Annotated in this window: 24 protein-coding genes; 8 read left to right on the forward strand and 16 right to left on the reverse strand. The window is 66.5% G+C overall.

Features of this window, described 5'->3' with window-relative positions; genetic code table 11:
* The first annotated feature begins 49 nt into the window (after window positions 1–49).
* A complete protein-coding gene (trxB, locus tag AC1DDO_RS00835; protein ID WP_476971223.1) occupies window positions 50–1027 on the forward strand; it encodes a thioredoxin-disulfide reductase in 978 nt (325 codons plus the stop codon).
* Window positions 1028–1096: 69 nt separating this feature from the next.
* On the opposite strand, the gene AC1DDO_RS00840 is transcribed toward trxB, so the two are convergent.
* The 5 genes from AC1DDO_RS00840 to ribA form a co-directional block, all read right to left on the reverse strand.
* Complete coding sequence (locus tag AC1DDO_RS00840) at window positions 1097–2266, reverse strand: hypothetical protein (protein ID WP_476971224.1); 1170 nt, start codon at window positions 2264–2266, stop codon at window positions 1097–1099.
* A gap of 121 nt (window positions 2267–2387) precedes the next feature.
* Window positions 2388–2903, reverse strand: a complete 516-nt coding sequence (locus AC1DDO_RS00845) for a universal stress protein (RefSeq protein WP_476971225.1) — start codon at window positions 2901–2903, stop codon at window positions 2388–2390.
* A gap of 98 nt (window positions 2904–3001) precedes the next feature.
* Window positions 3002–3859: an SDR family oxidoreductase gene (locus AC1DDO_RS00850; protein ID WP_476971226.1), complete on the reverse strand. Its 858-nt coding sequence runs from the start codon at window positions 3857–3859 to the stop codon at window positions 3002–3004.
* A 191-nt stretch (window positions 3860–4050) separates the two neighbouring features.
* Window positions 4051–4848, reverse strand: a complete 798-nt coding sequence (locus AC1DDO_RS00855; protein ID WP_476971227.1) for a dioxygenase family protein — start codon at window positions 4846–4848, stop codon at window positions 4051–4053.
* Window positions 4849–4941: 93 nt separating this feature from the next.
* A complete protein-coding gene (gene ribA / locus AC1DDO_RS00860) occupies window positions 4942–6870 on the reverse strand; it encodes a GTP cyclohydrolase II RibA (RefSeq protein WP_476971228.1) in 1929 nt (642 codons plus the stop codon).
* A 222-nt stretch (window positions 6871–7092) separates the two neighbouring features.
* Between ribA and AC1DDO_RS00865 the strand changes: the two genes are divergently transcribed.
* Together AC1DDO_RS00865 and AC1DDO_RS00870 are read left to right on the forward strand one after the other, a co-directional pair.
* Window positions 7093–7437, forward strand: coding sequence for a YnfA family protein (locus AC1DDO_RS00865; protein ID WP_476971229.1), 345 nt, complete (start codon window positions 7093–7095; stop codon window positions 7435–7437).
* Window positions 7434–7871: a type II toxin-antitoxin system VapC family toxin gene (locus tag AC1DDO_RS00870; protein WP_476971230.1), complete on the forward strand. Its 438-nt coding sequence runs from the start codon at window positions 7434–7436 to the stop codon at window positions 7869–7871. The genes AC1DDO_RS00865 and AC1DDO_RS00870 overlap by 4 nt, the downstream gene beginning before the upstream one ends.
* 60 nt (window positions 7872–7931) lie before the next feature.
* Here AC1DDO_RS00870 and AC1DDO_RS00875 read toward each other — a convergent pair whose 3' ends face one another.
* Complete coding sequence (locus AC1DDO_RS00875; RefSeq protein WP_476971231.1) at window positions 7932–9347, reverse strand: aminotransferase-like domain-containing protein; 1416 nt, start codon at window positions 9345–9347, stop codon at window positions 7932–7934.
* Between AC1DDO_RS00875 and AC1DDO_RS00880 the strand changes: the two genes are divergently transcribed.
* Together AC1DDO_RS00880 and AC1DDO_RS00885 are read left to right on the forward strand one after the other, a co-directional pair.
* Window positions 9346–10311, forward strand: coding sequence for a DMT family transporter (locus tag AC1DDO_RS00880; protein ID WP_476971232.1), 966 nt, complete (start codon window positions 9346–9348; stop codon window positions 10309–10311). The genes AC1DDO_RS00875 and AC1DDO_RS00880 overlap by 2 nt on opposite strands.
* 61 nt (window positions 10312–10372) lie before the next feature.
* Window positions 10373–11047, forward strand: coding sequence for an FMN-binding negative transcriptional regulator (locus AC1DDO_RS00885; protein WP_476971233.1), 675 nt, complete (start codon window positions 10373–10375; stop codon window positions 11045–11047).
* Window positions 11048–11199: 152 nt separating this feature from the next.
* Here AC1DDO_RS00885 and AC1DDO_RS00890 read toward each other — a convergent pair whose 3' ends face one another.
* Window positions 11200–11571 (reverse strand): VOC family protein, encoded by a 372-nt coding sequence (locus AC1DDO_RS00890; RefSeq protein ID WP_476971234.1) that lies wholly within the window; start codon window positions 11569–11571, stop codon window positions 11200–11202.
* Window positions 11572–11982: 411 nt separating this feature from the next.
* Here AC1DDO_RS00890 and AC1DDO_RS00895 point away from each other — a divergent pair, with 411 nt between their 5' ends.
* Window positions 11983–12267 carry a hypothetical protein gene (locus AC1DDO_RS00895; RefSeq protein WP_476971235.1) on the forward strand — a complete coding sequence of 95 codons (285 nt, stop codon included), beginning with the start codon at window positions 11983–11985 and terminating at the stop codon, window positions 12265–12267.
* A 3-nt stretch (window positions 12268–12270) separates the two neighbouring features.
* Here the strand turns inward: AC1DDO_RS00895 and AC1DDO_RS00900 are convergent, their stop codons facing one another.
* A complete protein-coding gene (locus AC1DDO_RS00900) occupies window positions 12271–13476 on the reverse strand; it encodes an alanine racemase (RefSeq protein WP_476971236.1) in 1206 nt (401 codons plus the stop codon).
* Between the two features lie 172 nt (window positions 13477–13648).
* Here AC1DDO_RS00900 and AC1DDO_RS00905 point away from each other — a divergent pair, with 172 nt between their 5' ends.
* On the forward strand, window positions 13649–14419 hold the full coding sequence (locus AC1DDO_RS00905) for an alpha/beta fold hydrolase (protein WP_476971237.1): 771 nt from the start codon (window positions 13649–13651) through the stop codon (window positions 14417–14419).
* A 42-nt stretch (window positions 14420–14461) separates the two neighbouring features.
* On the opposite strand, the gene AC1DDO_RS00910 is transcribed toward AC1DDO_RS00905, so the two are convergent.
* From AC1DDO_RS00910 to AC1DDO_RS00925, 4 genes are all read right to left on the reverse strand, one after another.
* Window positions 14462–16357 carry a primary-amine oxidase gene (locus tag AC1DDO_RS00910; RefSeq protein WP_476971238.1) on the reverse strand — a complete coding sequence of 632 codons (1896 nt, stop codon included), beginning with the start codon at window positions 16355–16357 and terminating at the stop codon, window positions 14462–14464.
* Window positions 16358–16432: 75 nt separating this feature from the next.
* Entirely contained in the window at window positions 16433–17668 is a 1236-nt protein-coding gene (locus AC1DDO_RS00915; protein WP_476866346.1) for a saccharopine dehydrogenase family protein, read from the reverse strand.
* Window positions 17669–17738: 70 nt separating this feature from the next.
* Entirely contained in the window at window positions 17739–19295 is a 1557-nt protein-coding gene (locus AC1DDO_RS00920) for an APC family permease (RefSeq protein WP_476866347.1), read from the reverse strand.
* Window positions 19296–19471: 176 nt separating this feature from the next.
* On the reverse strand, window positions 19472–20335 hold the full coding sequence (locus tag AC1DDO_RS00925; protein ID WP_476971239.1) for an MIP/aquaporin family protein: 864 nt from the start codon (window positions 20333–20335) through the stop codon (window positions 19472–19474).
* A 221-nt stretch (window positions 20336–20556) separates the two neighbouring features.
* Between AC1DDO_RS00925 and AC1DDO_RS00930 the strand changes: the two genes are divergently transcribed.
* On the forward strand, window positions 20557–21315 hold the full coding sequence (locus AC1DDO_RS00930) for a potassium channel family protein (RefSeq protein WP_476866349.1): 759 nt from the start codon (window positions 20557–20559) through the stop codon (window positions 21313–21315).
* Here the strand turns inward: AC1DDO_RS00930 and lepB are convergent.
* The 4 genes from lepB to AC1DDO_RS00950 all read right to left on the reverse strand — a co-directional run bounded on the left by lepB (window position 21312) and on the right by AC1DDO_RS00950 (window position 26468).
* On the reverse strand, window positions 21312–21821 hold the full coding sequence (gene lepB / locus AC1DDO_RS00935) for a signal peptidase I (RefSeq protein WP_476971240.1): 510 nt from the start codon (window positions 21819–21821) through the stop codon (window positions 21312–21314). The two genes, AC1DDO_RS00930 and lepB, sit on opposite strands and share 4 nt — an antisense overlap.
* Window positions 21818–23428 (reverse strand): multicopper oxidase family protein, encoded by a 1611-nt coding sequence (locus tag AC1DDO_RS00940; RefSeq protein ID WP_476866351.1) that lies wholly within the window; start codon window positions 23426–23428, stop codon window positions 21818–21820. Before AC1DDO_RS00940 ends, lepB begins: the two co-directional genes overlap by 4 nt.
* 108 nt (window positions 23429–23536) lie before the next feature.
* On the reverse strand, window positions 23537–24889 hold the full coding sequence (locus tag AC1DDO_RS00945; RefSeq protein WP_476866352.1) for a sensor histidine kinase: 1353 nt from the start codon (window positions 24887–24889) through the stop codon (window positions 23537–23539).
* Complete coding sequence (locus AC1DDO_RS00950; protein ID WP_476866353.1) at window positions 24873–26468, reverse strand: response regulator; 1596 nt, start codon at window positions 26466–26468, stop codon at window positions 24873–24875. Before AC1DDO_RS00950 ends, AC1DDO_RS00945 begins: the two co-directional genes overlap by 17 nt.
* Window positions 26469–26523 lie beyond the last annotated feature (55 nt).

Raw genomic sequence — 26523 nt, forward strand, 5'->3', positions numbered from 1 at the left:
AATGACGTCATGCCGACGGTTTTGGCCCCGCAGAAACCAGGAGTCTTCCATGAGCAACCAACAGCTGATCATCGTCGGATCCGGTCCTGCCGGTTACACCGCGGCAATCTACGCCGCGCGGGCCGGCCTCGAGCCGCTCGTCATCGCGGGGGCGGTCACCGCCGGCGGCGCCCTGATGAACACCACCGAGGTAGAGAACTTCCCCGGCTTCCCCGGCGGGATCCAGGGACCTGAGCTCATGGACGGCCTGCAGCAACAGGCTGAGAAGTTCGGCGCCCAGGTGATCTTCGACGACGTCACCGAAGTCCACCTCATTGGCCACCTCAAGCGCGTGGTCACCGGCGCCGGGGACACCTATGAGGCGCCCGCCGTCATCCTCGCCACGGGCTCCGCGTACAAGGAGCTCGGATTGCCCGAGGAGAAGAAACTCAGCGGCCACGGCGTCTCCTGGTGCGCCACCTGCGACGGGTTCTTCTTCCGCGACCAGGACATCATCGTGGTCGGCGGCGGCGACTCCGCCATGGAGGAAGCCACGTTCCTGACCCGCTTCGGGAAGACCGTCACGGTGGTTGTCCGCAAGGGCGAGCTTCGCGCCTCCCGCATCATGGCCCAGCGTGCCAAGGACAATCCAAAAATCAGGTTCGCCTGGAACTCCGCCGTCACTGCCATCCACGGCGAGGCCAAGGTCACGGGCGTGACGTTGACGGATACCCGGACCGGCGAAGCCCGCCAACAGGCCGCCACCGGGATCTTTGTGGCGATTGGGCATGTCCCCCGGACCGAGCTGCTGGCCGGCCAGATTGACCTCGACGCCGAGGGCTACATCAAAGTGGACTCCCCCACCACGGTCACCAACCTGACCGGGGTCTTCGCATGCGGGGACGCCGTGGACCACCGCTACCGCCAAGCCATCACGGCGGCCGGTACCGGCTGCGCCGCGGCCCTCGATGCCGAACGCTACCTCGCGGCGTTAGAAGATGCGGACAGCATCGCCACCGCCCTGGTCGAGGAGCCCACCCACTCGTAGGCGCTCACTTCCTGGACCACTGCTTAGACCGCGACGGCGCCGCCGTCGCCGTGGCCCGGCTGGCGGCACTCACGGCTCAGCCGCTTCTTCATCCTGTGCGGCCGGACCAGGCTTGGCCACCGCGGCGTCGGGCTGCGGCTGCTGGTTCGCCGGGCGGTCGGCGTCGAGCTGGTCGGCGTCAAACTGGTCGGCGTCGACGGCGGCGAGGTTGCGGATCAGGACGATGAGCCAGGAGAAGATCAGCAGGGCGGCGATGAGCTCCACAGCGGTCAGGTTGTAATAGCCGACCGGGAACCACAGCACCGCGGCAGTGACGATCGCAGCGAGGAAGACCCAGCCGAGCGCGGCGAAGGTCGCCGGGATGGACGGCACCAGGGCGCGGATCCGGACGATCAGGGACCCGTACACCACCACCATGCCGGACGCGGCCAGGGTGTGGAGGCCGAAGCGCTCATCCACGGGGAACACGCCGACGCAGGCCAGGAAGATCCCCAACAGGACGATCCCGCTTTCGAGCAGCCTGACCCGGTGACGCGCGGACGGGGTCGCCGCCGCCGTCGCCAGGGTCAGGGTGGAGTAGCCCGCCAGGGTGGTGACCACGACGCCGGCGACGATCAAGGTGAAGTTGAACGTCACCCCGGAGATATCGGAGCTCGCGCCGAGGGCGCTGAGGTGCTCTTGCCACCACAGCGGGTCCTGCGCAGTGAGCATGCTGGTGAGGACACCAGTGACGAGGAACCCGGCCAGGAGCGCTGCCAGCCGGTAGGCGGTCATGCTGAGCGCCGAGAGGTAGGCGATGTAGGCGCTGACGGCCCCGGTGGTTCCGACGAGGACGGCGGCTGCCACGGGGTAGAGGACCGCGCCGAGGAACGCTTGCTGGAAGATCGCGAAGAGCGCCAGCCAGCCAAGCAGGAAGATGGACGCGTGGGTCAGTGCGAGGGCGGCGATGTCGATGGCAGTGCGGAGCCGGCCGGACCGGGCCGATGCTGCCGGAGCCGCCGGAGCCGCCGGTGGCGGTTGTTGCCTGCGTTGGACGCAGCCGGCGACCACTGCCCCGGCCCCCAGAATCGCGGTGCCGAGCGCAGCCATGTCACCGGCCGAACCGCGGCCGGACAATGCGACAGGTTCCCGCCCGACGAGCAGAAGCGCGACGCCGCCGAGGACCAGGAAGCCTGCACTGCCGATGACGAGCGCCCGCGACTCGGACGTGACGGCTGCGCGGTGGGTTGGGTCCGACATCACTCACTTCGATTCGCCGGGGTTGCAGGTAACCCCACGCTATGGCCCCTGTGGGGCCGGTGCCGTCACCCGGAGCGGATGAAACCCGGCCAGATACGTCCAGTGCAGCGCCGGCGGCGGCCTACTGCCCCGGGTGCGGAATGATCAGCACGGGACGGCCCTGCAGGCGCGTCAGGTTCACGCTGACCGAGCCTTCCAGAAGCCGGCTCATCCGGGCAACCCGGCCGGGCCGCTGGCCGCCGACGATCAGCGCGGCCGCATCCGTGCTTTCCGCCAGCCGGACCAGCGCCCGGGCAACTTCCCCGTTCAACACCCGGAAGGACCAGGTTCCGCCGGGCACCCCAAGAATGCCCTCCAGAGAGTTGAGCAGTTGCGGGGCCGGGAACTCGGCTTCCAGGTTTCGGACAGGATCAAGGGACGTGCCGTCCCGGTAGCCGGCTTGGTCCCACTCCGTGAGGTAGCTCGCCGGGTCAACGAACGCGCAGATCAGGTGCGCCCTCATGATTGATGCGAGCCCTGCTGCGGCCCGTACCAGCCGCTCGTCGAATTCCCAGGGCACGCCGAGAACGAGCGGGCCGTCCAACCACGGCCCGTCGCCGGCCTGACCGGGATCAGCTGGCGGTTCCACGTCGTCCATCAGTCGCGGCTCCCACGGACGGGCAGCCTATGCCCCGGGGGCGTGCAGAGATTTCACGCCTTCATTATGCCCATTCCCGGTCCCCCAGGGGCAGGGCATCAGCTTGCCGCGGCCGACGCCAAAGCCTGCAGCAGCGGCGTCGTCGGCCGTCCGATCAGGCCGGACAGCTCACCGGTGACGGTAGCCAGCAGCCCGGCCTTGGTGTCCGTATCGAGGGCGGCGAGGAATCCGGCAGTGCCCTCGTCCAGCCCGGCAGCGGTCAGGAGCTGAACCAGTTCGGGTGCCGAAACGGGCCGGTACACGACTTCCTTGCCCGCGAGCTCGGTGATCGCCGTCGCCAGTTCCTCGAAGTCCCAGGCGTGGTCGCCGGAGAGTTCGTAGGTCCGGCCCTCGTGCCCGGCGGAGGTGAGAACGGCTGCGGCGGCCGCGGCGTAGTCCGCCCGGGTGGCGCTGGCTACCCGGCCGTCACCGGCGGCGGCCACGACGGCGCCCGTCTGCCGCGCAGTTGCCACGGTCTGGGCATAGTTTTCGGTGTACCAGCCGTTGCGCAGGAATGTGAAGCCGAGTCCCGATGCGCGGATGAGCTCCTCCGTTGCCTTGTGCTCGGGCGCCAGGATCAGCTCGGTGGTGTCCGCGGCGAGGACGGACGTGTACGCGATGAACCCGACGCCAGCGGCTTTGGCCGCGGTAACGACGTTCGCGTGTTGCGCCACCCGGGCGCCCACTTCGCTGCCGGAGACCAGCAGGAGCTTGTCGACGCCCGCGAGGGCGGCTTCGAGCGCGGCCGGATCGGAATAGTCCGCTACGCGCACCTGCACGCCACGGGCACGGAGATCTTCGGCCTTCGCGGCGTCGCGCACTACCGCGACGAGCGAGGCCGGTTCCTGGGTGGTGAGCAGTTCCTCGAGGACCAGCCGGCCCAGCTGTCCTGTGGCACCTGTTACTGCAATCGTCATGTTGCGCTCCTGGAAGTCGTCGTGAAGTTGTCGAGAAGGGATGTCCATCAAGTTCTGGCAGCCCGGCGAACCGGCGCCCGGGGTTCACAACCGGCCCCCGGTGCGGGTCATTCCCAGTGTTAAGTTGTGTGACAGTTTCGTTGTGCGACGCCGGCGGTCTCGCGGCTCCGCTAAGGGTTCGGCCCTCGCGTCTAGGTCAGGGTCCAGGAACGCTTGGACAGCCCGAACCAGAATCCGTCGATCGCCGTCTTGGCCTGGATGTCGCCCGAGCCGTAGGCGGCTCCGAGGGCAACATAGAGCGGAGCCCAGTGCTCACTGCGGGGGTGCGCTTCGCGTGCGGCCGGCGCCTTGTTCAGGAAGTCCAGGATGGAGTCGACATCGCCGCGGGCCATGGCTTCCTCGGCCCAGTGGTCGAATTCCCGGGAGACCGCCGGCGGGGTGCTGTCCGGTCCGCCGGCAGGATTGAACCAGCGCAGGTTGTGCGTGGTGAATCCCGATCCGACAATCAGCGTGCCCCGGTCGCGCAGGGGCCCCAGCGACACCCCGAGATCGAACAATCCCTGCGGATCGAGCGTCGGCATGGACATCTGCACCACAGGCACATCTGCCGCCGGGTACATCTCCTTCAGCGGAACGTAGGCACCGTGGTCCAGGCCGCGGCTTTCGTCGCGCGCCACGTGGTGGCCGTGGGCGGCCACGAGCTTTTCCACCTCGGCAGCCAGCTCAGGCGCCTGCGGGGCGTCATATGCCACCTCGTAGTACTTCTGGGCGAAACCGCCGAAGTCGTAGACCAGCCCCGGATCACGGCCGGTGGCGCTCAGCGTCACTGGGGCGTTCTCCCAATGGGCGGAGACCATGAGGATGTCCTTGGGCTTGCCGAACGTGCCGGACCACTCGTTGAGTTCGCGGGTCCACGTGGAGTCGTCGGCCAGCGGGGGCGCTCCATGGCTGAGGAAGAGGACGGGAGGCCGGTCGGCTGTCTGAGTCATGGGTCCATCCTAACCCGATTTCATTGAAGCTTCAAGTGTACTGTCCGACGCCTGCCCCGCCGGAACGGGGGCACTGTCACAACGAGGGCACAATCAGAACGAGGGCACAGTGAACCCGAGGCCAAGGAGGCCGCGGCCCGACTGCTCGAGGACGGGATCCCTGGTGAGCGCCGCATGGTTCATCAGGACGTTGATGTCGCGCTGGATCCGCTGGAGCGGGTGCGACAGCCGGTGGACGCTCCCGCCGGATCCCGCCATGACCAACCGAACCGCCTCCGCCGACGCCTCGCCGCTCAGTGCAAGGGAAAGGCGGTATTCCCCGCGCTCCCGGTCCGTCATTGTTGCGGGCCGGCGGCCATGAGAGGCTGCGACCACCCGGATTGCCTCCTGCCAGTGCAGCCGAGCCGTGGCCACCAGGCCGTAGGCCTGGGCATAGCGGACCTGCGCGAGCGGCGCGTCTGCCTGTCGCGCCTCCACCGTGTGCTTGACCTTGCGCACCATCATCAGCTCGCGGAACAGTTCGACGGCGTACTCGGCAGAGCCCAGGGCGGCGGCCGGAGCGACCATATTCAGGAGTGGGCCCATGGGGGTGTGGATCAGCGGATCCTGGTGGATCTCACTTCCCGGGTTGGCCTCCGCGCTCAGGAGGTCCCAGTCCAGCGTTCGATGCTGCGGGACGAACAGGTTCTCGGCGCGAATGTCGTTGCTCCCGGTCCCGCGCAGGCCGGCCGTCTCCCACACGTCGAGGACCTCGACGTCGGCCAGCGGAACCAGGCACTGCAGGCGCACCCCGCCGTGCTGTGCGGCGAGCAGGGCCCACCCGGAATGCATCACTCCGGAGGCAAAGCTCCACTGGCCTGTGATGGCGTAGCCTCCGGGGACCTTGTCGGCCACACCGGCCGGCGCACCGGTGGCGGCCGCCAACGGAGCCGGGCCGGCCGCGAACACCTCATCCTGCGCCCTCCGCGGCCACCGGGCGAGCATCCAGACATGCTCGATCAGGTGGCCCGCCGTCCAGGCCGTGGAGGCACAGCCCCGGGCGAGCCGGCGGACCACCTCGGCGTAGGTCTCCACGTCCATTCCAAATCCCCCGACGGCCTTGGGGGAAAGCAGGTGAAAGAGTTCGGCCGCCTGCAGTTCCGCCATGGTGGAGTCCGGGATGCGGCGAAGCCCCTCCGTCTCCGCGGCCCGCTCACGCAGGGCCGGAATAAGCCCCTGGACCCGGGCGAGCATCTCTTCGCGTGATGGGACAGCGGCAGGTGCCGAAGCGCCGGAACGGGCCGCCGGTTCGGCGCGGGCGCTGAGTTTCGGCATGGCGAGCGGCTCATCATGCCGGGCAGCTCCGGCGTCGGACGGCAGCACGAGCGTGTGGGCGGTGTGGTCGCGCTTTGCCGCCAGGTACCGGAGGTTGGCCGGAGAGGCATGGACGCCGGTGGCGATCTGCGCGGAAACCTCGACGCCAAGGTCCCTCAGCTGGGCGGCCTTGTCCGGGTTGTTGCTGAGCACGCGCACCGCGCCGGCGCCCAGGGCCCCCAGCATCTGGGCCGCGGCCGTGTAGTCCCGCTCGTCTTCGCCGTGGCCCAGGGCGAGGTTGGCCTCGTAGGTGTCCAGCCCGCCGTCCTGGAGGGCATAGGCATCGAGCTTGGAATACAGGCCGATGCCCCGGCCTTCCTGGCGGAGGTAGAGCAGGAATCCGCCGGCGTAGGCGATCCGCTCCACGGCCTCGCGCAGCTGCGGGCCACAGTCACACCGCTGGCTGCCGAACACATCCCCGGTCAGGCACTCACTGTGCAGCCGCACCAGGGGTCCCGCGCCACCGGGCGCATCGTCCCGCACTGCCCGCTCCCAGTCGCCCAGGCCCAGCAGCAGGTGCTCCTTTCCGTCCGCGAGCCCACTGAAGGTCATCACCTCGGCATCGGCGGTGAAGCCGTCCGGAAAGCGGAGCGGCACCGAAACCCGGCTGCGCACAGCAGCTGCGGGGGCGGTGGCCGCCCGGGCGATGGTCTCTGACACAGTGCTCATCTCAGGTCCTCAGGTCTTCGGTAAGGGGTGCAGCCGGCGTCGAGCTCTTTCGGCCTTCCCCACAATTTTACTTGAAGCTTAAAGTTATACGGTTGCGTGGCCGGTCACGCAAGAGGAGTCTCCGTGTGACGGACCCGGCGGAGGAGATCGGCTTGCATCGCGGGCAGGTGCGCACAGGCGGGGGTGCACGAACAAGCGGCAGGGCAGTGGCATGATGCAGTCGTGACTATCGCAAAAACCATCCTGTTGTTCGTCCTGGCGGCGGCAGCTGAAATTGGCGGGGCCTGGCTCGTCTGGCAGTCCGTCCGCGAGGGCCGGGATTGGTGGTGGGCCGGACTGGGGGTAGTGGCCTTGGGTATCTATGGCTTCGCCGCGACACTGCAGCCGGACCCGCACTTCGGACGCATCCTTGCCGCGTACGGCGGCGTCTTCGTGGCCGGCTCGCTGGCCTGGGGCGTGGTCTTCGACGGGTTCCGGCCGGACCGGTGGGACGTCCTGGGCTCGGCGATCTGCCTCCTCGGGGTGGCCGTCATCATGTTCGTTCCCCGCGACGCGGGCGGACGATGACCATGACCCGGTTCGTGATTGGCCCGGATGTGGCCCTGTATCTCGCCCGCCAGGAAGCGGCGATCGCCCAGGACCACCAGCTCGTGGCGCCGACTCTTCTTCGCTCACATGTGCTCTCGCTCCTGTACCAGGCAGCCCGGCGCGGCGACGTGACGCAGGCAGAGGCCGACCGTCAGCTCGAGTACCTGCGGGGCCTTCGCATCCGCCTCCTCGGGGACCGCGTCTTGCAGCGCGCCGCGTGGCGGCTCGCCGAACAGCTGGGATGGGAAGACACCTTCGACGCCGAATACGTGGCACTGACCCGGCTTCAGGCGGACGCGTTCGTGACGCTCGACGCCGCGCTGGCCACGGCCGTGCAGGGGCTGGTCAGCATCGCGGAGCCCAAGGTGTTGCTCGCCCGCGCCACAGACGCCAAACCAAGCGCGGACCTCTAAGCAGCGCAGGCCCAAGCCGCCGGCCCTAAGAGCCGAGGAGACTAACGCGCCTGGCACCGCCTACCGGCCGGCCGTGCGGTCCATCACCTCGCCGAGGATCCGCGCGCCCTCCCGGAAGGCGCCCGGGTTGGCTCCGGCGTAGTTGAGTCGAATGAACGGCCCCGCCGGCTCGGCCGGGAACCACTCGGTGCCGGCGGCGATGATGACGCCGGCGGCCTCGCAGTCGCGGACGAGCCGGTCGACGTCGGTCCCGTCCGGCAGGCGCGCCCAGAGGTTCAGCCCGCCCCTGGGGAGATGCTCGACGTGGGCCAGCGGCGCAAGCTCCCGCAGGCTGCTGACCAGCAGGTCCCGTCGGGCCTGGAGCTGGTGGCGCAGTCCGCGCAGGTGGGTCTGCCACCCCGGCTGCGTCACGACGTCGAGGGCGGCCGCCTGGAGTACACCGCTGACATACATCGACTCGGCTCCCCGGGCGGCCAGAATGCGCTCACGTGCCGGGCCGCGGGCGATTACCGCAGCGATGCGGATGCCCGGCGACACGCTCTTGGTCAGCGAGCGAATGTAGACCACATGGCCGGAATCGTCGCGGGCGGCCACGGGCGCGGCATCGGTGGTGATGCCGAAGTCATGCGCCCAGTCGTCTTCAACAAGGAACGCTCCGTGGGAGCGGACCACTTCCAGCACCTGCTCAGCCACACGCGCCGTCCATTGCGCGCCGGTGGGATTCGCGTAGTTGGGCTGGGCGTAGAAAAGCCGGGCTCCGGTCTCCTCGAAGGCACGGGCCAGCGCGTCGGGGTCCGGTCCCTCGGGGCCGCTGGGCACCGGAATAACCCTGACGCCGGCCTGGGTCGCCGCCAGGATGGCGCCCCAGTAGGTCGGGGATTCCACCAGCATCGGCTGCCCGCTGCCCACAAGTGCCCGGAAGACGGAACTGAGCCCGCTCTGGCTGCCGGGCAGCACAATCACGTCGCTTGGTGTGGGTGGCGCCACCCCGGCCGGGGTGGCATCGCGGAGTTCGTGCGCAAACCAGGACTGCAGGTCCGGCAGTCCCGCCACGGGCGGGCACGATATTGCCGCCTCGCTGCGGGCCGCCCGGGTCAGGGCCGCCCGCACTAGGCGCTCCGGAAGGAGCTCCCGGTCCGGGTAGCCCGAGTGGAAGGCGATGACGTCGTTCGGCGCGGTGCGCATCGCCGCCGATACGGGCCGGACCGGCGCCTGGGGTGAGCCCAGCGCGGCCGTCTGCCAGCCGTAGTCCGCCGGCCGGGCGGTTCGGACGGACCGCACAAAGGTTCCGACGCCGGGACGGCTCTCGATCAGGCCCTGCGCGGCGAGCGTGCGGAGCACCTTCTGCACCGTCACGGGACTGGCCTGGTACTCGGCAACCAAGGACCGCGTGGACGGCAGCCGGGCGCCGGGTGCGGCCCCTGAAATCCACCCCCGGAGCCGAGTCAGCATTTGCGAGGTGCTATCGTTATTCATGAGAGACAATAGTAGCGCTACTACGGTTATTGACCAACCGATATCCTCCCGGCCGGCAACCGGCATGTGGTGGGGGCTCCTCGGCGTCGCGGCCTTCTCCTTCACGGTTCCGTTCACCCGGGTGGCGGTTGCCGGACTGTCTCCGCTTTTCATCGGTTCGGGCCGGGCCGTTGTCGCCGCCATTCTCGCGGCGTGTGCCCTCGCCCTGACCCGGCAGCGCCCGCCCCGCGGCGCGCAGTGGGCGCGCGTCGCCGTCGTCGCCGCCGGGGTGGTTGTCGGCTTCCCGCTGCTGACCTCCTTCGCCCTCGCCTCCGTTCCCGCCAGCCACGGCGCCGTCGTCATAGCGCTACTCCCGGCGGCGACGGCAGTGATGGCAGTCCTTCGCGGCCACGAACGCCCGTCCGTCACGTTTTGGATCATCACCGGCGTCGGAGCGGTTGCGGCCATTGGGTTCGCGTCCGCGCAGTCGGGCGGCATTGGAGAACTGCACCAGGCGGACCTGCTGCTCTTCGGTGCCGTGGCGGCCGCGGCGGTCGGCTACGCCGAAGGCGGCAAGCTGGCCCGCGAACTGGGCGCCTGGCAGACCGTCTCGTGGGCACTGGTTCTCGCCTCTCCCCTCATGGTGGGGCTCGTGGCCTTCTCCACGGCCGGGCAGCCGCCAGCCGGCACTCCTGTGCAATGGGCCGCCTTCGCGTACCTTGGGGTCGTGAGCATGTTCCTCGGCTTCTTCGCCTGGTACCAGGGCCTCGCCATCGGCCCCATGGCACAGGTCAGCCAGATCCAACTCGTCCAGCCTGTGCTGAGCATCGGCTGGGCCGGGCTGATCCTGGGCGAGGAGCTGACCTGGACCACCATCGTCGGCGGCGCCGTGGTGGTTCTCTGCGCCGGCCTGGCCGTCCGGTCACGGTCCGCGCCGCAAAGGGCCAAGGCGGTGACGGGCGTGGCGGCAAAACAGTCCCGCTGACCCAAACTCCGCCCCGCACTACAACACAACAGCCCGATCCCGATCCGAATGGAGGATCCCCGTGTACATTCCCGCACATTTCGCCGCCGGCCCCGATGCCGTCCAGCAGCTGCTCCGCCGTCCGGCCGCCGCCAACCTGATCACAGCGACCCCGAAAGGCATCCTGGCCACGCTCATTCCCTTTGTGTTCGACCCGACGTCCGGTGAACACGGTGCGCTGCACGGGCACCTCGCCCGCAACAACCCCCAATGCACCGAGTCTGCCGCCGGAGAATCCCTGGCCATCATCCAGGGCGCGGACGCCTACATCTCGCCGACGTGGTACCCGTCGAAGGCAGAGCACGGACGCGTCGTTCCGACGTGGAACTATTCCACCGCCCATGTTTACGGCAACCTCGTCATCCACGACGATCCGGACTGGCTCGCCGGCCACGTACGGCAGTTGAGCGACCACAATGAAGCCGGCTCGGAGCGGCCCTGGAGTGTCGATGATGCCCCGGAGCGCTACATTGCGGGCCAACTGCGGGCGATCGTCGGCGTCGAACTTCTCATCACCCGGATCGAGGCCAAGAACAAGCTCAGCCAGAACCGGCCCGACGCCGACATTGACGGCGTGGTGGCCGGGCTGCGGGCCCGCGGGCAGATGGAAAGCGCCGCCGATGTCGAAGCGGCCCGCGAGGTCCGCGACCGGCCGCGATGCCCCCACTCCGATGCCTCGGCCCTGCCACCGGACTGAGCCAGGGCAGGGCGGAGCGGGAACACATATTCAGCGCCCTCAGTCCTATCGTTTTCGCTAGGTTTTCGTACCGGTGACACGCAATGGGTCCGGCGCACTGCCCATTGCCGCGGTCCGGGCCCTGCAGCCTGGGCCGCGGCAGGGATCAGCTTCTAACCCTGGCGCAGCCCGAGTGTGTTGCCGTCAGGATCACGGAACCACGCACCCCTCGCCGGGCCGAGCTGAGCGATGTGGCCCGTGGTCGCCAAGGGCCCTTCGGTATAGTCCAGGAATTCGACGCCCCTGGCGCTGAGGTCCTGGACCACGGCCTCGATATCCTCCACCTCGAAGTGCGCTTGGGTGTGCTCCGTGGCGACGGGCGGGCGCTTGAAAATTGATATTTCGCTGGCGGTTCCGCAGCGGTACCGTACGCCCACAGGGGTTTCCCACAAGCATGTCAGGCCGAGGGTTTCGCCGTAGAACGCCTTCGCCCGTTCCAGGTCCGTGACCGGAATTGTGGCAACAACCATCGTGGCAGAAATCATCAGATGCCTCCTCGGTAGACCCACCCGATCGGTGCGGGCGGTCCGTCGCGCCGGGAACCCGGGAGCCGGAACTGGGAACCGGGTCACCGTGCTTGTTCACGGATCGTCGCACCGTTCACCGGCACCTGGACAGGGTCTTCGGGCCTTCGTCGCAGCCCTTTTCGCAGCGCTTTCCCGTTGCCGACACGCAAAACGCCTGGCGCTACGGGAATACCAGCAGCGCCAGAGAATCTCCGCGTCATCCGTGCGCGTCCGTAGCGGAATCCCACGACTGCCATCTCATGACGGCGCGTGATGGGCATCGGCACAGCAACCCGTTTCGACCTTGTGCATTCACGCTGGCAGGTCCTTACTGGTGGGAGGTTGGGCGGCAGGCGCTCCAACCGCTGGACCTGGATCTAGGAGGCCAACATGTTCGCTCGCGTCAGCACGTATCAGCCCGGCCCGGACAGCTCCGGGGCACCCTCAGATGACACCGTCAACCGGGTGCTCCAACTGCCGGGATGCCTGGGCATCTATTACTTGCTTGGGAAGGACAACAAGTCACTGTCGATCACGCTGTGGGAGGACGCGGACGCCCTTGCCGGCAGCGAGCAGGCTGCCGGCAAGATCCGCGCCGAGACCAGCGCGGAGCAGCACATGCAGATCCTGGGCGTCGAGGAATTCGAAGTCCTCACCAAGCACCTCAAGGGCTAAGGGTCAGGCGTCATCCATCGCCAGGGACGATCGGCGGAAATCGGTGCGCCATACGTCCAGGTCGACTCCGTCGCCGTCAGTGAGGACGTATTCGGGCCAGCGATCGAACGCCGAGCAGGGATGGGATATCCCGAAGTCCACCGTATCGGTGACCTCCAGCCCGGTCGCTTCGGTGAGGACTGCGTGGTGGTCGTAGAGATTGCGCACCGCCGCGGCGGCGCCGTTCTTTGTGGCACCGTCCGCTGTCCGTGCCGACAGGAAGACCGGCAGTCCGGCGTCGTACGGAAGATCCCGTTTGCCGGCCCCGACAACCGCCATACCGGGTTCAGGGGTTGAGACGACGACGGCGCGAACAGAAAGCGCCGGGATGAGTCCCGGGACGGGGCTGACGGCGGCGTAGGTTCCGTGATCGTGCGTGACGTAGCAACCGGATCGGAGAATGGTTCGTGTTCCGGGCACCTGGCCGGGGTCGGGAAGGAACTCCACCACCCGGTCAGGGAACGCGGATCCGCCCATTGAATAGATGGGAGTGGCGGTCTCGAAGAACGCCGCCGCGGCCAGATAGATGTCCCGCACCAGTTGGCAATGCCGGTCTACCGCCGCGACCGTCTCCTCAGCCCTGCTGTTTGGCACCACGCCCTCGTAGCCGGCGACCCCCACCAGTCTCAGGCCCGGCGTGGCACGGACCAACTCAGCCAGCAGAAGACCGTCGTCCAGGCTCCGCACCCCCGTGCGCCCGCCTGGTGTTCCGACGTCGATCAGCACCTCAAGGGCGGTGGCACCGCCGTCGAAGACTTCCCCTGCCGTCCTGATCCCGGCCGCCGAGTCGACGAAGCAGCGGATCTCCCGTGCGGGGTCTTCCTCCAGCCACGTGCGGATACGCGTCAGTCCGAATTTGTCGACGATCTCGTTGGCGACCAGGACGTTGCTATGTCCCCACGTCAGTGCCGAGGCGACTTGATCCACGGTGGCGACGGTGACGCCGACGGCGCCCGCGGCCAGTTGCCGCTCGATGATCGGTGCCGACATGGTTGTCTTCACGTGTGGGGCGAGATCCACGCCCCGGTCCCGGCACCACGCCGCCATGACCCGGATATTGATCTCGAGGGCCTCGCTGTTGAGCCGCAGCTGGGGATACGCCGGGCCTGTGACGATCCTGGCCGCGAATTCGCCCTCGGCTCCGTCTTGGCTCTCGATCAGCTTGCCCACGCCACTCCCCTGTTCCTAGGTCCCAAAAGTTTCTGCACTGATTGCTTCAACACTGGAACAAATCTACTGGAGTACCAGCGCACGGGTGGACTCGGCCAGTTGCCTGCGAAGGAGAAGCGGTGTCACACTCGGGCCATGGTCCCGCTGATTCAGAGGCGACTGCGCGAGTGATATGAGCCCCGCGCCGACTGACTTGCTTCACTTCACCGAGCACGGCTCGGGCAAGCCTTTGCTGCTCATACACGGGTTGATGGTCACCGGCGAGATGTTCGGCCCAGTGCTCGAGGCTCTCGCCGCCCGGCATCCGGTGATCATTCCAGACCTGCGCGGGCACGGGCGGAGCCGGGGACTTCCGCCTCCGTACAAGGCCACACAGCTGGCGGCGGACCTGGCCCGCTTGCTGGATCATCTCGCCATCGACTCCACGGCCGTCCTTGGCTACTCGCACGGGGGCGCCATCGCGCAGCAACTGGTCCTGGACTTTCCCGGGCTCTGCGAGCGCCTCGTGCTCGTGTGCAGCTATGCCTACAACATGGCCACCTGGCGCGAGTGGGTCGAAGGCCATGTGATGCCGCCGGCGTTCCGGGTCATGGGGATGCGCCGGCTGGCCAGGCTGGTAGCCGGCCAGGCGGCCCCGCAGCTGGGCAGCGAACGTACCGACTGGCTGGCCGCGCTCATGGCGGACCAGGACGCCCAGGCGATGGCGTCCGCGTGGAAGGCTGCGATGGCGTTCGACAGCAGGCCCCGGCTGGCCGAAATCGCGTGCCCGACGCTCGTCGTCGCGGCCGCGAACGACCAGGCGGTGCCGTTCCATCACGCGAGGATGCTCCACGCCGGCATCCCCGGTTCCCGCCTGGTGGTGATCGACGCCGCCGACCACGCGCTGATCTGGACGCATCCGGAGGAGCTCGGGCGCGTAGTCGGGGATTTCCTCGGCGCCTGAGTGCGGGCAAGCCCCGGGCGAACTGCCGCTCCGGTCCGGTGCCTATACGTCCAGCGCCGGGTTCCGGTCGAAGAAGCCCACCGGCTTGAGCCAGAACGCAACTGTGTCCGCCGGCATTACCGGCCACTCCTCCGGCCGCGGGATGTGGTGGATGCCGAAGACGTACCAAAGGACGACGTCGGTGTTTTCCACGGACCGGCCCTGCCGCACCCATTCCGGCATTCCCAGTCCGCCTGCTCCTTGGTTCACAAACTCGCCGGCCGGCCAACGTTCGTTGGCATCGTTCGGCGTCACCCATACCGTGTGCCCAATGACCTCGGCGCGCTGGAAAACCGGGGATGCCGGGTCAAAGAATGCGGGGAACGACGCTCCAGGCACCAGCTTGTAAGACACCGGGGTTCCCAGTCCGTTGACTGAATTGTCGTTTGTCACCGACCATGCCCGCTGGGTTTCCCAGGAATAGTCGTCGTGCCCCTCGGTCGTGATGGGGGTCTTTTTCTGATGCAGGGCGAGCCCGTACGGATTGTCCGGACCCATCGGGACCATCTCGGTTTCCGAGCGGTAAACCGTGTTGGCCGCACCGTCGATGTCGAGGTCGAGCCGGGCCACCAGGAAGTGTTGATGGAAGGGCGCGTAGGTCCGGTTGTCCACAAGGGTTCCGCTCGGATGCTCCTGGCCCTCGTCGAAATGTGTGACCACCATGATTCCAGTGGCTCTTACTTCGCACTCGATGTTCCCGTCCTGGTAGAAGCGCCAGTAGACCAGGTATTCGTAGTTGGCCACAGTGACATGGAACGAAACCACCAGTCGACGCATGCGGCGCACCTCCATGCCGCCGTCGTGGTCGATGTGCTTCCACAACACCGCTGCGTCCTCTTCGTGGATACAGATCGCATTCTTGATGGTGAAGGGCTCCCCAGCCGAATTGTGCATGACCGCGTCCAGATACCTGATCTCTCCGAGACAGTCGCAGCCCAGTTCAAGCGACGTCGTCATGAATCCCAGACCCCATTCGCCGACGTCGAACGCGGTACGGCGGTAGTGGTCCTCACTGGGGTCCCGATAGGGAACAGCCATTTCGGCGAAGGACAGGCGGTTTGCGATCGGCCGTTCCCGGCCTCCGTCGCGATACCTGACCCGGTGGATGGTCATGCCTTCGCGGTAGTTGAACCCGATGCGCATGGACCAGTTCTGCCAGCTGATCCCGTTGCCATCAACGCCGAAGGACACGCCCTCTGGCTGGACGATGTCCAGCGGCTTCAGCGGTTCACGCGTGCTGGCGTTGCGGAGCCGCTCCGGGATCAGCGCCGGGACATATTCGCCCATGACCTCGGGAGGGTCAACCGCATAGGTGTCCTCGATGTCCAGAAGCTCCATCGAGGCCAGGTCAATGATGCAGTGGAAACCGTTGACCGGACCTGCATAGGGGTTCGCTCCCGGACGGGCACGGACCCAGGTATCGGACCAGCCGATCCGGCGGCCCTGGTACTTTTCCGGGACCATTGTCAGGCCGTAGGTCCAAACGTCCATGAAGACCAGGGACAGGTCCGTGATGCCGCGCTTGGCAAGCGCAGCGATCACGCGCGGGTCACTGCGCAGCGCCGCGTCAGCTTCTTCCCACTCGTCCACGGTCATGTTCGCCTGGACTCCCGGGACATGGGTGAAGGAGAGGACAACCCCGCGGGTCAGGGACAGCCGCGCCTGGTAGGTCTTGTTGGAGGACCGTTCGAAGCAGTTCACCCCGACGACCCGATCGGGCGCCGCCGCTCCGGCTTCGAAGGCGTCGACGGCGGCCTTGTCCGGTTCGATCAGCTCAATGGCCGCCAGTCGCCAGGCAGGAAATGTGATGCCCTGCTCGCTGGCGAGCATGACCACCGCTGCACGGAACTCGTCCGCGCTGAGAGGATCCAGTGGATGAAACGTGGCCGCAATGTTCACTGCGCTCTCCTTCTCCGAGATCTTGTTGCCCTGCTCCGGCCATGAACCCGGAGCCGCTGGACCGCTGGCGGGTCCCTAGTTCGTTTCCTCCCTGATGTGCCAGGGAGAGCCATATCCTTCAGGCTCGGGGGCGGCCATCAAATCCAGGAATGGTTTGGCGGGGAAAGCCTCCGGCCCCAGGACGCCTGCCCCCGTCCATGTCCCGCTGGCAAGCAGCTCGAGAGCAATGATCGGGTTGATGGCCGTTTGCCACACAACGCATTGGCTGGCGTAGTTTTCCATCGTCCACGCATTGTCGGCCACATGGTAAAGGTAGGTACTTCGTGGATTGCCTTCCTTGTCTTGACCCCGGACCAGGACCCCCGCACATGTCTTGCCCGTGATTTTCGGGCCGAGCGTGGCAGGGTCCGGGAGGCACGCTGCAACAACGTCCCTCGGGCTGACCAGGGATCCTTTGACGTTCACCGGTTCGGTGGAGTCGAGACCGAGTTTGTGCAGAACCCGGAGCACGTCGATGAATTCGTTGCCAAGGCCGTACTTGAAATTCACGGTTTTGGCGTCAATCCAGCGCGGCATGAGAAGCACTTCTTCGTGTTCGACATTGACGCATTCGACAGGCCCAATGCCCTCCGGGAAGTCGAAGACCTCGGGCTCGCTAAACGGCTCTGTGGTCCTCCAGCCAAGCTCGGATGAGTACACGACAGGCGGGTTCAGGCACTCCTCAATCGTCGTCCAAATCGAAAAAGAAGGGGCAAAGTCATAACCTTCAACCACCAGGTTGGCCCCGTCCCGGACGGCCAATTCGTCGATCCGGGAGAAGAGGAATTCCTGGGCATAGGCGGCAAAGACATCGGACAGGCCGGGTTCGACGCCCATTCCTACCAAGGCCAGGCGGCCGGCGGCTTCCCATTCGCCCGACTGGTCAAATTGCAGATCACCCAGCTTCAGTCCTGGGAGCTGATAGGGCACCTCCGGATGCGGCGTCGACAGCGACATCGCCATATCGAGGTACGTTGCACCCGCCTCCGCCGCCCCTTCGAAGATGGGCATCACAAAGCGTGGGTCAACGGCATTGAAGACGTGTGTGATGCGATACCGGCGTATCGCATCGGCAACCGCCCCCTTGCTCGAAGCGTCCAGGGCCACCGCCTCAAAGCGCTCCCTGAGGCCAGAAGGAAGGGATTGCACGACAGATTCGGCGCGCGCCGCGTCGTAGTCCGCGACGACGAATGCGTCGAAGAAGCCCCGGCGCGCCGCGATGCCTGCGGCTGCTCCACCCACGCCGCCGGCGCCTATGCACAGGATCCTCATTGGTGTCCTTCAGCTGGGAGCCACCGGGTGGAAACCACGGGGTCGGCGGTGAGATTCTTGGCGGCGCGCCTCATTCGTCCGCGCTCCGGGACAGTGTGCGGCCGCGGAAGAAGTCGGGCTTCCGAATCCACCAGACACCCATGAGCACGGCCCCCATCAGCAGGCCGCCGATGCCCACCACGGCCTCGGCACCAATACCGAAGATCGTCACGTTGTTGCCATCTGCGTCCTGCAGCCAATCGGGCTGGGCGAAGTTGGCCAGACCGTAGACGAAGACGGCTGCCAGCATGAGGCTGCCTACCAGCGGGAACACCCCGCGCATGATGAAGTTCCGGAAGGACGACGTCAGTGTCTTGCGGTAGAACCACACGCAGGCGAGGCCGGTCAGTCCGTAGTAGAACGCGATCATCAGACCGATCGAGCCGATCAGGGCCAGAAGGAGGGACGGGCTGATGAATGTGAAGACGAGGAAGAAGAAGGCGGAGGCGATGCCCATGCCGATGGTGGACCAGGTGGGGGTGAGGAAATTCGGGTGGATCCGCGCGAACTTTTCCGGGATCGCCTTGAAGACCGCCATCGACAGCGAAGTGCGCGCCGTCGGAAGGATCGTCGTTTGGGTCGACGCCGACGCCGACGTCAGGATGGAGAATCCGAGAAGCGTCATGAGGATCGATCCAACCGGGCCCTCGCCGAACAATGTTGGTCCGATGGCCGAGAAAACGTCGGCCGAGTTTTGCGGATTTGCCAGCCCGATTCCCGAGTCGCCGACGCCGGCGAAGGCGACGGCGGCGACGGTCACGATCGCGTAGGTGGCCAGCAGGAGGACTGTGCTGATGATGGCCGCGCGCCCCGGGGTCTTTCCCGGGTCCTTCGTCTCCTCATTCACCGAGACCGCGCTGTCCCAGCCCCAGTAAATGAAGATCGCGGTCAGCATTGCAGGGGCAATCGTCTCGCCGAAGTCGAGTGTAAAGGGATTGAACCAGTCCAGGGACGGGATGAGGGAGTACGGCTCGGCGGTCCCCGAATACACCCTTACCAGGGCGAAGACTGCGAAAAAGATCAGGATGAGGATTTCGAACGAGAGCAGAACGTATTGCACGCGGGCCGTGAGCTCGATGCCCCGGTAGCAAATCCAGGTCATTATCGCGATCCACGCCAGGCCGGCAATCGTCGTCGCAACGACGTTGCTCGACAGGGCCGCAACCTCCGGCAGCCCAAAACCGCCCACAAACGTGAACGAGTACGCGCCGGCGATCTGGGCCAGGTTGGACATGACCACGATGTCGGCGATGATAATTCCCCAGCCACCCATCCAACCTGTGACCGGACCAAATGCTCGTGACGCCCACGTAAACGTAGTTCCGCAGTCAGGCTCCGCCTTGTTCAGCTCCTGGTATGCGACCGCAATGAGGTACATCGGGATGAAGGCGAGAAGGACGATTCCGGGCGCCTTGACACCGGCAAAGATGGTGCCGCCGACGACGATGAATCCCAAGCTCGCCGCAAGGCTGTACGCAGGGGCCGTCGATGCGACTCCCACGACGACACTCGATACGAGACCGAGCGCACCGCCCTTCAGCCCCTTGCTGTCGACTTCTTTGCTCCCGGAATGAACAGTGCTTGCCATCTTGTCTCCCAACCGAGGAACCGGCAGTGCCGGTGAAGCGGTATCCAACCCTTACCCAACGAAAAGCGGGAGACCCGATGGGTAACTACAGCAAATAATCCATCGTCTGCAGATTTACCGCAAGAGGGCGGATTGATCCGGTCCAGGGGCGTGGGGTCCTGCGCTTCCTCGGCGGTCTAGGTGTCTTCTTTCGTGGTCTCCGTGAAGAGGTCACCCTGTGCGGCGCCGGAACCGGACCTGCCGCCGCCCGCGCCGCGCAGGACGAAGGCGATTCCGACGGCGACTACTGCGCCGGTCAGCGGCCCGGCGACATACACCCAGTAGTCGCTGAAATGGAGACTGGCGAGATCAGGCCCGAACGTCCGGGCCGGATTCATCGACGTGCCGGAGATGGGGCTGCCCCACAGGCCCGCCAAGGCAATGTAGGCGCCTACTCCAAACGCCCCCAGCAGACCGACGTTCTGGGCCCCGGAGGCGGTTCCCAGGATGACGCTGACCAGCACCATCGTCAGCAGTGCCTCCATCAAGAACGCGGCGCCGGCCGTATAGTCCGCCGCCGGATAGTTGGAACCGTACGTGGCGGAGACTCCGATTACGGCTTGCAGCAGCAGGCAGGCAAGCGTCGCCCCGATGAGCTGGACAACGATGTAGCCCGGCACCCGTCGCCACGGGAAGTCGCCGCGGAGGGCGAACGCGATGCTGACCGCGGGGTTCAGATGCGCGCCCGAGATCTTGCCCATGAACAGGATGATCCCCATCACCATCAGGCCGGGGGCCACCACGGCCGCCGTGCGGCTGATCACACCGGGGAACGCCTGGCTCATCATGCCGCCACCGGCCGCGACAATGACGAGTAGGAATGTGCCATACAACTCCGAGAACAGCCGCCGCCATTCCTGCCGGGGATCGTTAAAATCCTGGATTCGCTGCATGATGTTTTGCTCGAGGACCCCCAGTTCGCCGGCAAGATTGTGCTCTTGCGCCCGGGTCTCACCCGCGCCCACGCGTCCGGTTCCGTCTTGTCCCTGATTTTCCGCCATGGCCCGTCACCTCCGCCGACTCTGGCATCGTGATGGTGCCGCACCCAAAGCGGGCCGGCACCTGAGACCCTCAATGTACCGCTGCCGGAGATGGTTGTCAGCGCTGTGCGAGTGGGCCGCTGCTGGTTGGTGGCTGGCTCGTTCCGTCCGCCATCCGGGGCTGTTCATTCGGCCTGCAAATTCGTGGGGACATCCGCCGGGCAAAGTCCTAGCATTCAGCCATGAGGCAAGAAACCTGGCAAAAGTATTCCGAGTGGCCCCTCGTCGGTGCGGCCTTCATCTTTCTGGCGGCCTATTCGGTCCTGGTCATTGCCGAACCGCCGGAGCCCTATGCCGCCGCGCTGGCATTCGTCATGGGGTCCACGTGGGTTGCCTTCGGCGTCGACTACCTCGTGAAGTTGCTCCTGGCTCCCCACCGCGGCCGATGGTTCGTCCGTCATCCTTTGGATCTGCTCATGGTGGTGCTCCCGGTCGCGCGGCCCTTGCGGCTCCTTCGCCCGTTCACCTTGCGCCGAGTGATGGAACGGGCCCCGGGCACTGCCATCCGGACCCGCGTCATGGCCTATGTCATCCTGTCCGCGATCATTCTGGTCTACACCGTTGCCCTGAGCGTCCTCCATTTCGAAAGGGCCGCACCCAACGCGAACATCACCACCATGGGCGACTCATTGTGGTGGGCCATCGTCACCCTTACAACAATCGGCTACGGCGACTACTACCCCGTCACAACTCCCGGCCGGTGGGCTGCGACCGCGCTGATGATCGGCGGATTTGCTGTCCTGAGCATGGTCACCGCGGCCGTGTCCTCCTGGCTCGTTGAAAGCGTGACGGCCGCAACCCATGGCCCGAAGAACGCGGACGAACCCATCGGCAGCGAGGACCTTGCCCACCTTACGGCCCAGATCAACAGGCTCCATGAGCAGCTTGCACGGGGACAGGACCCTTCCGGCAGCGGCCCGGCCGAAGGACAAGAACGCTAGGAGCCACGGTTGATGGCCGCTTCCGGCGGGAGCGCGACAACAGTGCCCTGGATCGCCGTCATGGGCACTGCCCCGAAGTCCCGGGAGTCTATTGACACGGCGCGGTTGTCGCCCAGGACGAAGACGCTGCCGGCCGGCACCGTCTCGGGCCCGAAATAGGTGCCGTCTATCCGGCTGTGGTCGATGAACGGCTCGGCGACGGCAACGTCGTCGACGAACAGCTCCGAATCCCGGATGGCCACCCTCTGACCGGCCCGCGCTATGACGCGCTTGATCGCCGTCCGGCCATCGGCCGGGCTGGCAAAAGCGACCACCACGCCATTGCGGATCAGGCCCGCAGCTGCTGCCGGCTTGTACAGGAATACGACGGCGCCCGGGCGAATCGTCGGGGCCATGCTGTCCGAGGCTACGCTCACAGGTTCAACGAGCCAGGTGCGGACACAAAGGACTGCCAGGAATGGGACCAGGGCCGCCACGAGGACCATGGCCCGCGGGCGCCGGTTCACGCCGGATCATCGTCCCATGCAGCCCTGGCGGCCGTCATGGGGTCGTCCGGGTCCCAGTCGGACTCCTTCAGGCCCACCCGGAATTGGGCCATCATGTCGTGGTCCTCGTGCGGCAGGTTGTGGCAGTGCATCATGTAGAGGCCTGTGTTGGGGGTGAACTTCATGAGCAGCCTGACGGTCTCGCCCTCACCGACGTACACGACGTCCTTGGGGCCGCGCTCGTGCGCCAGGGGCGGCGCCCCGTTGCGGCTGAGGATCTGAAAGTCCACGAGGTGGATGTGGAGGGGATGGAACCAGCCGCTGGATTTGTTCTCGATCTCCCAGATTTCTACGGAGTTGAGGTCGGGGTCGGCGATGACTTTTTTGTAGCCGCTGGCGATGACGTCCTGCCAGCTGTCGTCATTGATGGTCCACATGTTGGTGGAATCGCTCCGTTTGACCCGGAATTTGCGCGTCTTCAGGGACTGTCCTGGCTGCAGCGACATGGCCTCGCTGCTGGCGAGCGTGGTGGGGATCCGGTTCCAGGTGGGGTCCGAGGTGTCCACCGGTTCGTCCGTGACGTCGAATGCCATGATCTTGTTGGTGAAGTCGTAGTCCACGTTGTTCTTATTGGACAGGTTGCGCAGTTCAATCCGTTGCCCGGCCTTGTATTTCCGGAAGTCGACGAGGACCTCGTACCGCTCCGCTCCGGCATGGCGCCAACTGTCCACGGGCTGCGCCACAGGGACCAGGCCGCCGTCGGTCCCCACCACCACCACCGGATCACCGGTGCTGAGCGTGGGCCGCAAGGACCGGGAGATCGAACAGTTCAGGATCCGGAAACGGTAGACGCGTTTCTGCACCTTCATGACCGGCCAGGGCCTGCCGTTGACCAGGATCACGTCCCCCCAGAGTCCGGAGTGGCTGTTGTCGTCAAAGCCCAGGGACCCGTCCGCGGCGAACATGGCATCGCTGATCGTCAGGGCCACGTCGAAGTTGCCTTGCGGGAGGACCTGCCGTTCCACGGGATCATGCAGGTGGTACTGGGCGGCGAGCCCAGAGTAGGCGTTCAGGGCCGTGAAGTGGACACCGTGGTCGTGGTACCAGAGCGTGCGGGCCGGCTGGAAGTTGGGGTAGTGGTAGTCCTTGTAGAACCCAGGGTGGGTGATGTCGCTGGCGTACCCGTCGAACTGCGGCTTCGAGGCCGAACCGTGCAGGTGCGTGGACGTGGACAGGGCATGCCCGTCCAGCGCATGCTCGGCCGGCAGCTGGTTTCTAATCCTCAGGACGGCCTTTGTGCCCTGGTCCAGGCTGATCGTGGGTCCGGGGAACAACCCGTTGTACCCCAGGATCGGTGTGCCCAGCCGGGGCAGGATGCTGGCCACGGCGGCCTTCTGGGTCAGCCTGTAGTAATTGACGGGCAGGCCGTCCACGGGGTCGGTTCCGGCAGCGTAGGGCTGCAGAACCGGTGCCTGGACAAGGGCGGCCTGGAATGGTTTCGGCATGTCGTTGGAACTGATGCGGCTGGCCGACTTGGCTTCGACAGAACCCATGGGCAACATGGCGCCACCGGCTCCGAGGACACCCAGGCCCCCGATCAACAAAACCTGACGACGTGAAATGGACATGGCCGGTCTCCTTCATGTGCGGATACCAGACCTTGCAGGACCGGGCTTGGAGATAGCCTGCGGCCGAATTCCCGAACCTTGGGAGAAGCCTGAATTCCCGGCTGCGGCTCAGCGGGCCGCGGCGAGATTCGATTGCAACCGCGCTGTCACAGTGGTGCCCGCGCCCGGGACGCTGAGAATTTCCAATGCGCCGCCCGCCTCGCGGATGGTGTCCTGGAGTATCCGCAGGCCAAGATGCCCTTCGGCGGCCCCTCGGGACGTGTCGAAGCCCCGGCCGTTGTCCGAGATGCTTATCTCCGAGCCCTGGTGGTCTGTCCGCAGCGAGAGCACCACAGCGGTTGCGCCCGAGTGCTTGGCACAGTTTGAGAGTGCTTCACGGGCCACGCGGTACAACAGCGCAGAGGAACCACGGCCGAGCGGGACATCATGCGGGATCCGCAGAAGCACAGTCATACCGCGTTCCTGGTGCGGCTCTGCAAGACGTTCCAGGGACGTCCTGAGCCCCAGTTGTTCAAGATCGGGCGGATACAGCTCCTGCGTCATGGCCCGCAGGGCGCGGACGCTGCGCTGCAGTATGGTCCGTGCCCCGCCCAGCACCGGCCGCTGCTCCGGAGGCCCGTGGAGCTCTTCTGATTCAAGGGCGTAGCCCAGCCCGGAGAGGTCCTGGATCACCTCGTCGTGCAGGTCCCGGGCGATCCTGCGGCGCTCCAGGTCGGAGGCTTCAACAGCGCGTTTCAGCAGCCGGTTCCGGGTCACCTGGTGGTCCTGGATTCCGCGGGCCAGCCGGATGGCGGGGGGCAGCTGCGCGAGCTGCAGTGCCGCCAGGGCGAGCAGGAGCGGCGGGATCATGCTGTACAGGACTTCCTGCTGTTCGGCCCGGACAGGGTCGTCGTCGTAGTAAGCCTCAAAGATCAAGGGCGTACCGTCGGTAGCCGAGGAGCTGACGTAGACCTCCACAAGTTCCCCCGAGGCCAGTTCGTACTCGTTCTCCAGTTCCTGCTGGTTTTCCAGGGAGGCCGTCCCCGGCCCGCCGGCCAGGAGATCTCGGCCCCAGCCCGGCAAAGCGAAGTGTTGGCCAACCAGCGATCGAATGTCCGAATACACCACGCGACCGCTGCCGTCCCACACTTTGATGCGCAGCACCGCGGCGTCCTCGCGCCACGGCTCCAGGGCCTTATCCAGTGCGTCCAGCGCTGCCGCGTCCCCGGCGAGGAGCGCCTCGTTCACCAGCGGTTTGATGGTCAGGTCCGCCACGCGTTGGGTATCGAGGAGGGCATTGTCCAGGGCGTGCCGCTCTGCTTCGGCCCGTATCCAGAACGCGACGGGGGTCGCGACAATCAGCAGGGCAAGGAATCCCATCAGGAGGAATTTCGCGACGGCGGCCCGGACCGGGAACCGTTCCGCCGTGCCCGGAAAATCCTCCGGTTGCCAGCCATCTCCAGCCTCAGAAGGCCTGGACATCGGACTTCTCGCGCAGGATGCCCCGGACCTCCGCCTCGGCCATGGCTTCGCTTTGGGAGTGCGAGCCCAGTTTGGAAAATATCGTTTTGACGTAGCCGCGGCAGGTGTGGATCGAGATGCCCAGGCTGGTGGCGACCACCCGCACCTCATGCCCCTCGGACATCAACCGCAAGACCTCCAGCTCGCGGGGGCTTAGGGGTGGCCCAGGGGGGACCGCGGCGGCAGCCGAAGGCGGAGCGCCGATCCGCGCCACCAGCGAGGGGTGAACCACCATGTTTCCGGCCCGGGCGTGGCGGAGAGTGTCGAGCATCGTGGCCAGCGAGCCGTCTTTGGGGAGGAATCCGCAGATTCCAATGGCTGCCGCCTGCCGCAGGACGTCCTGGGACGGGTCGCCCGTCAGCATGATGATCCGGGCGTCCGGGTTGTGTTCGAGGATTCTGGCCGCGGCGCACAGCCCGTCACCGTCCGGCAAGTGGTAGTCCATGACAACGACGTCGGGTTCCAGTTCGCGGCACAACTGCACGCCGCTCTCCACGGAAGCCGCCGAGCCGACACTGCGAAGGTCCGGCTCCCGGTCCAGGGCCCCGGTCAGCAGTTCGGCGAATGTCCTGTGGTCATCGATGGTCAGGACCCGCAGCGTGGCCACTTCTGCCGCTTCTCCTGCGGGGCCGCTGTCCGGGACGACGGCGGCGGGGTTCGGGAGCTCAGAAACTGCGGGATCGGGGGCGGCGGGGAATGGGGCGGCACTTGGCAGGGTTGCGGCGCCGCCGGTCTGCCGCAGGAGGCGGGTGTGGGCGTCGCGAAGGGTATCGCCCGGGGCACACCCCATTTCCCGGTGCAGGGTGCGCCTGCACTGCTCGAAGGCCCGAAGCGCTTCCAGCGGCTGCCCGGATTCCTCCAGGGCCAGGACGAGGGACTGCCACGCGCTCTCGTTCAGCGGATCACCGGCCAGGGCCTCCCTGGCCCAGTGGACCGCGCGCCCGGGCTGGTGCAATGTCAGCGCCAACTCGGCGGCCTGCGCCCGGGCCCTGCCGACCCGGTGCTCGTGGTTGGCCCGTTCTTCCTCGGCCCAGGGTGCCTTCAGCTCGTCCCCGAGCAAGGGTGCGGCTGCCAGGCCCAAGGCTTCCTGCAAGAGCTCCAAGGCCTCTACGGACCCGCACCTCGACGCCCGGCGCAGCAAGGCATCAAAGCGGCGCACATCCAGGTCCACCAGGGCAGGATCCATCACGTAGCCGCCCGAGACGGTCCGCAGCGGACCGGATTTGCCCTGGCCGGGCTGCAGGTGGCGGCGCAGGACGCTGACGTAGCTTTCAAGCGTCGGCAACGCCTCTGCCGGTGGCTGCCCGGCCCAGAGCACGTCGATGAGGCGGTCCTTTGATACGGCCGTACCGAGATTGAGCAAGAGAATCTCAAGGATTTGCCGCGGTTTGGGACCGCCAAGCTCACCGGCTTCAATGACGTCTCCACCACGCCGGATCCGCAGCGGACCGAGAACGTGGACCTCGAGGACAGGCCGGGGCAACGAGTCCCCCGCCGCTGCGGATGGGCCGGCGCTCTCATGCATCGGGGTGGGGAGCATCTGAGACCTGCAATTCGAACGGAAGTGGTGCTCCCAAGTTTTTTCCATGGAGAGA

The sequence above is a fragment of the Arthrobacter sp. 10N43 genome (genome assembly GCF_056394525.1).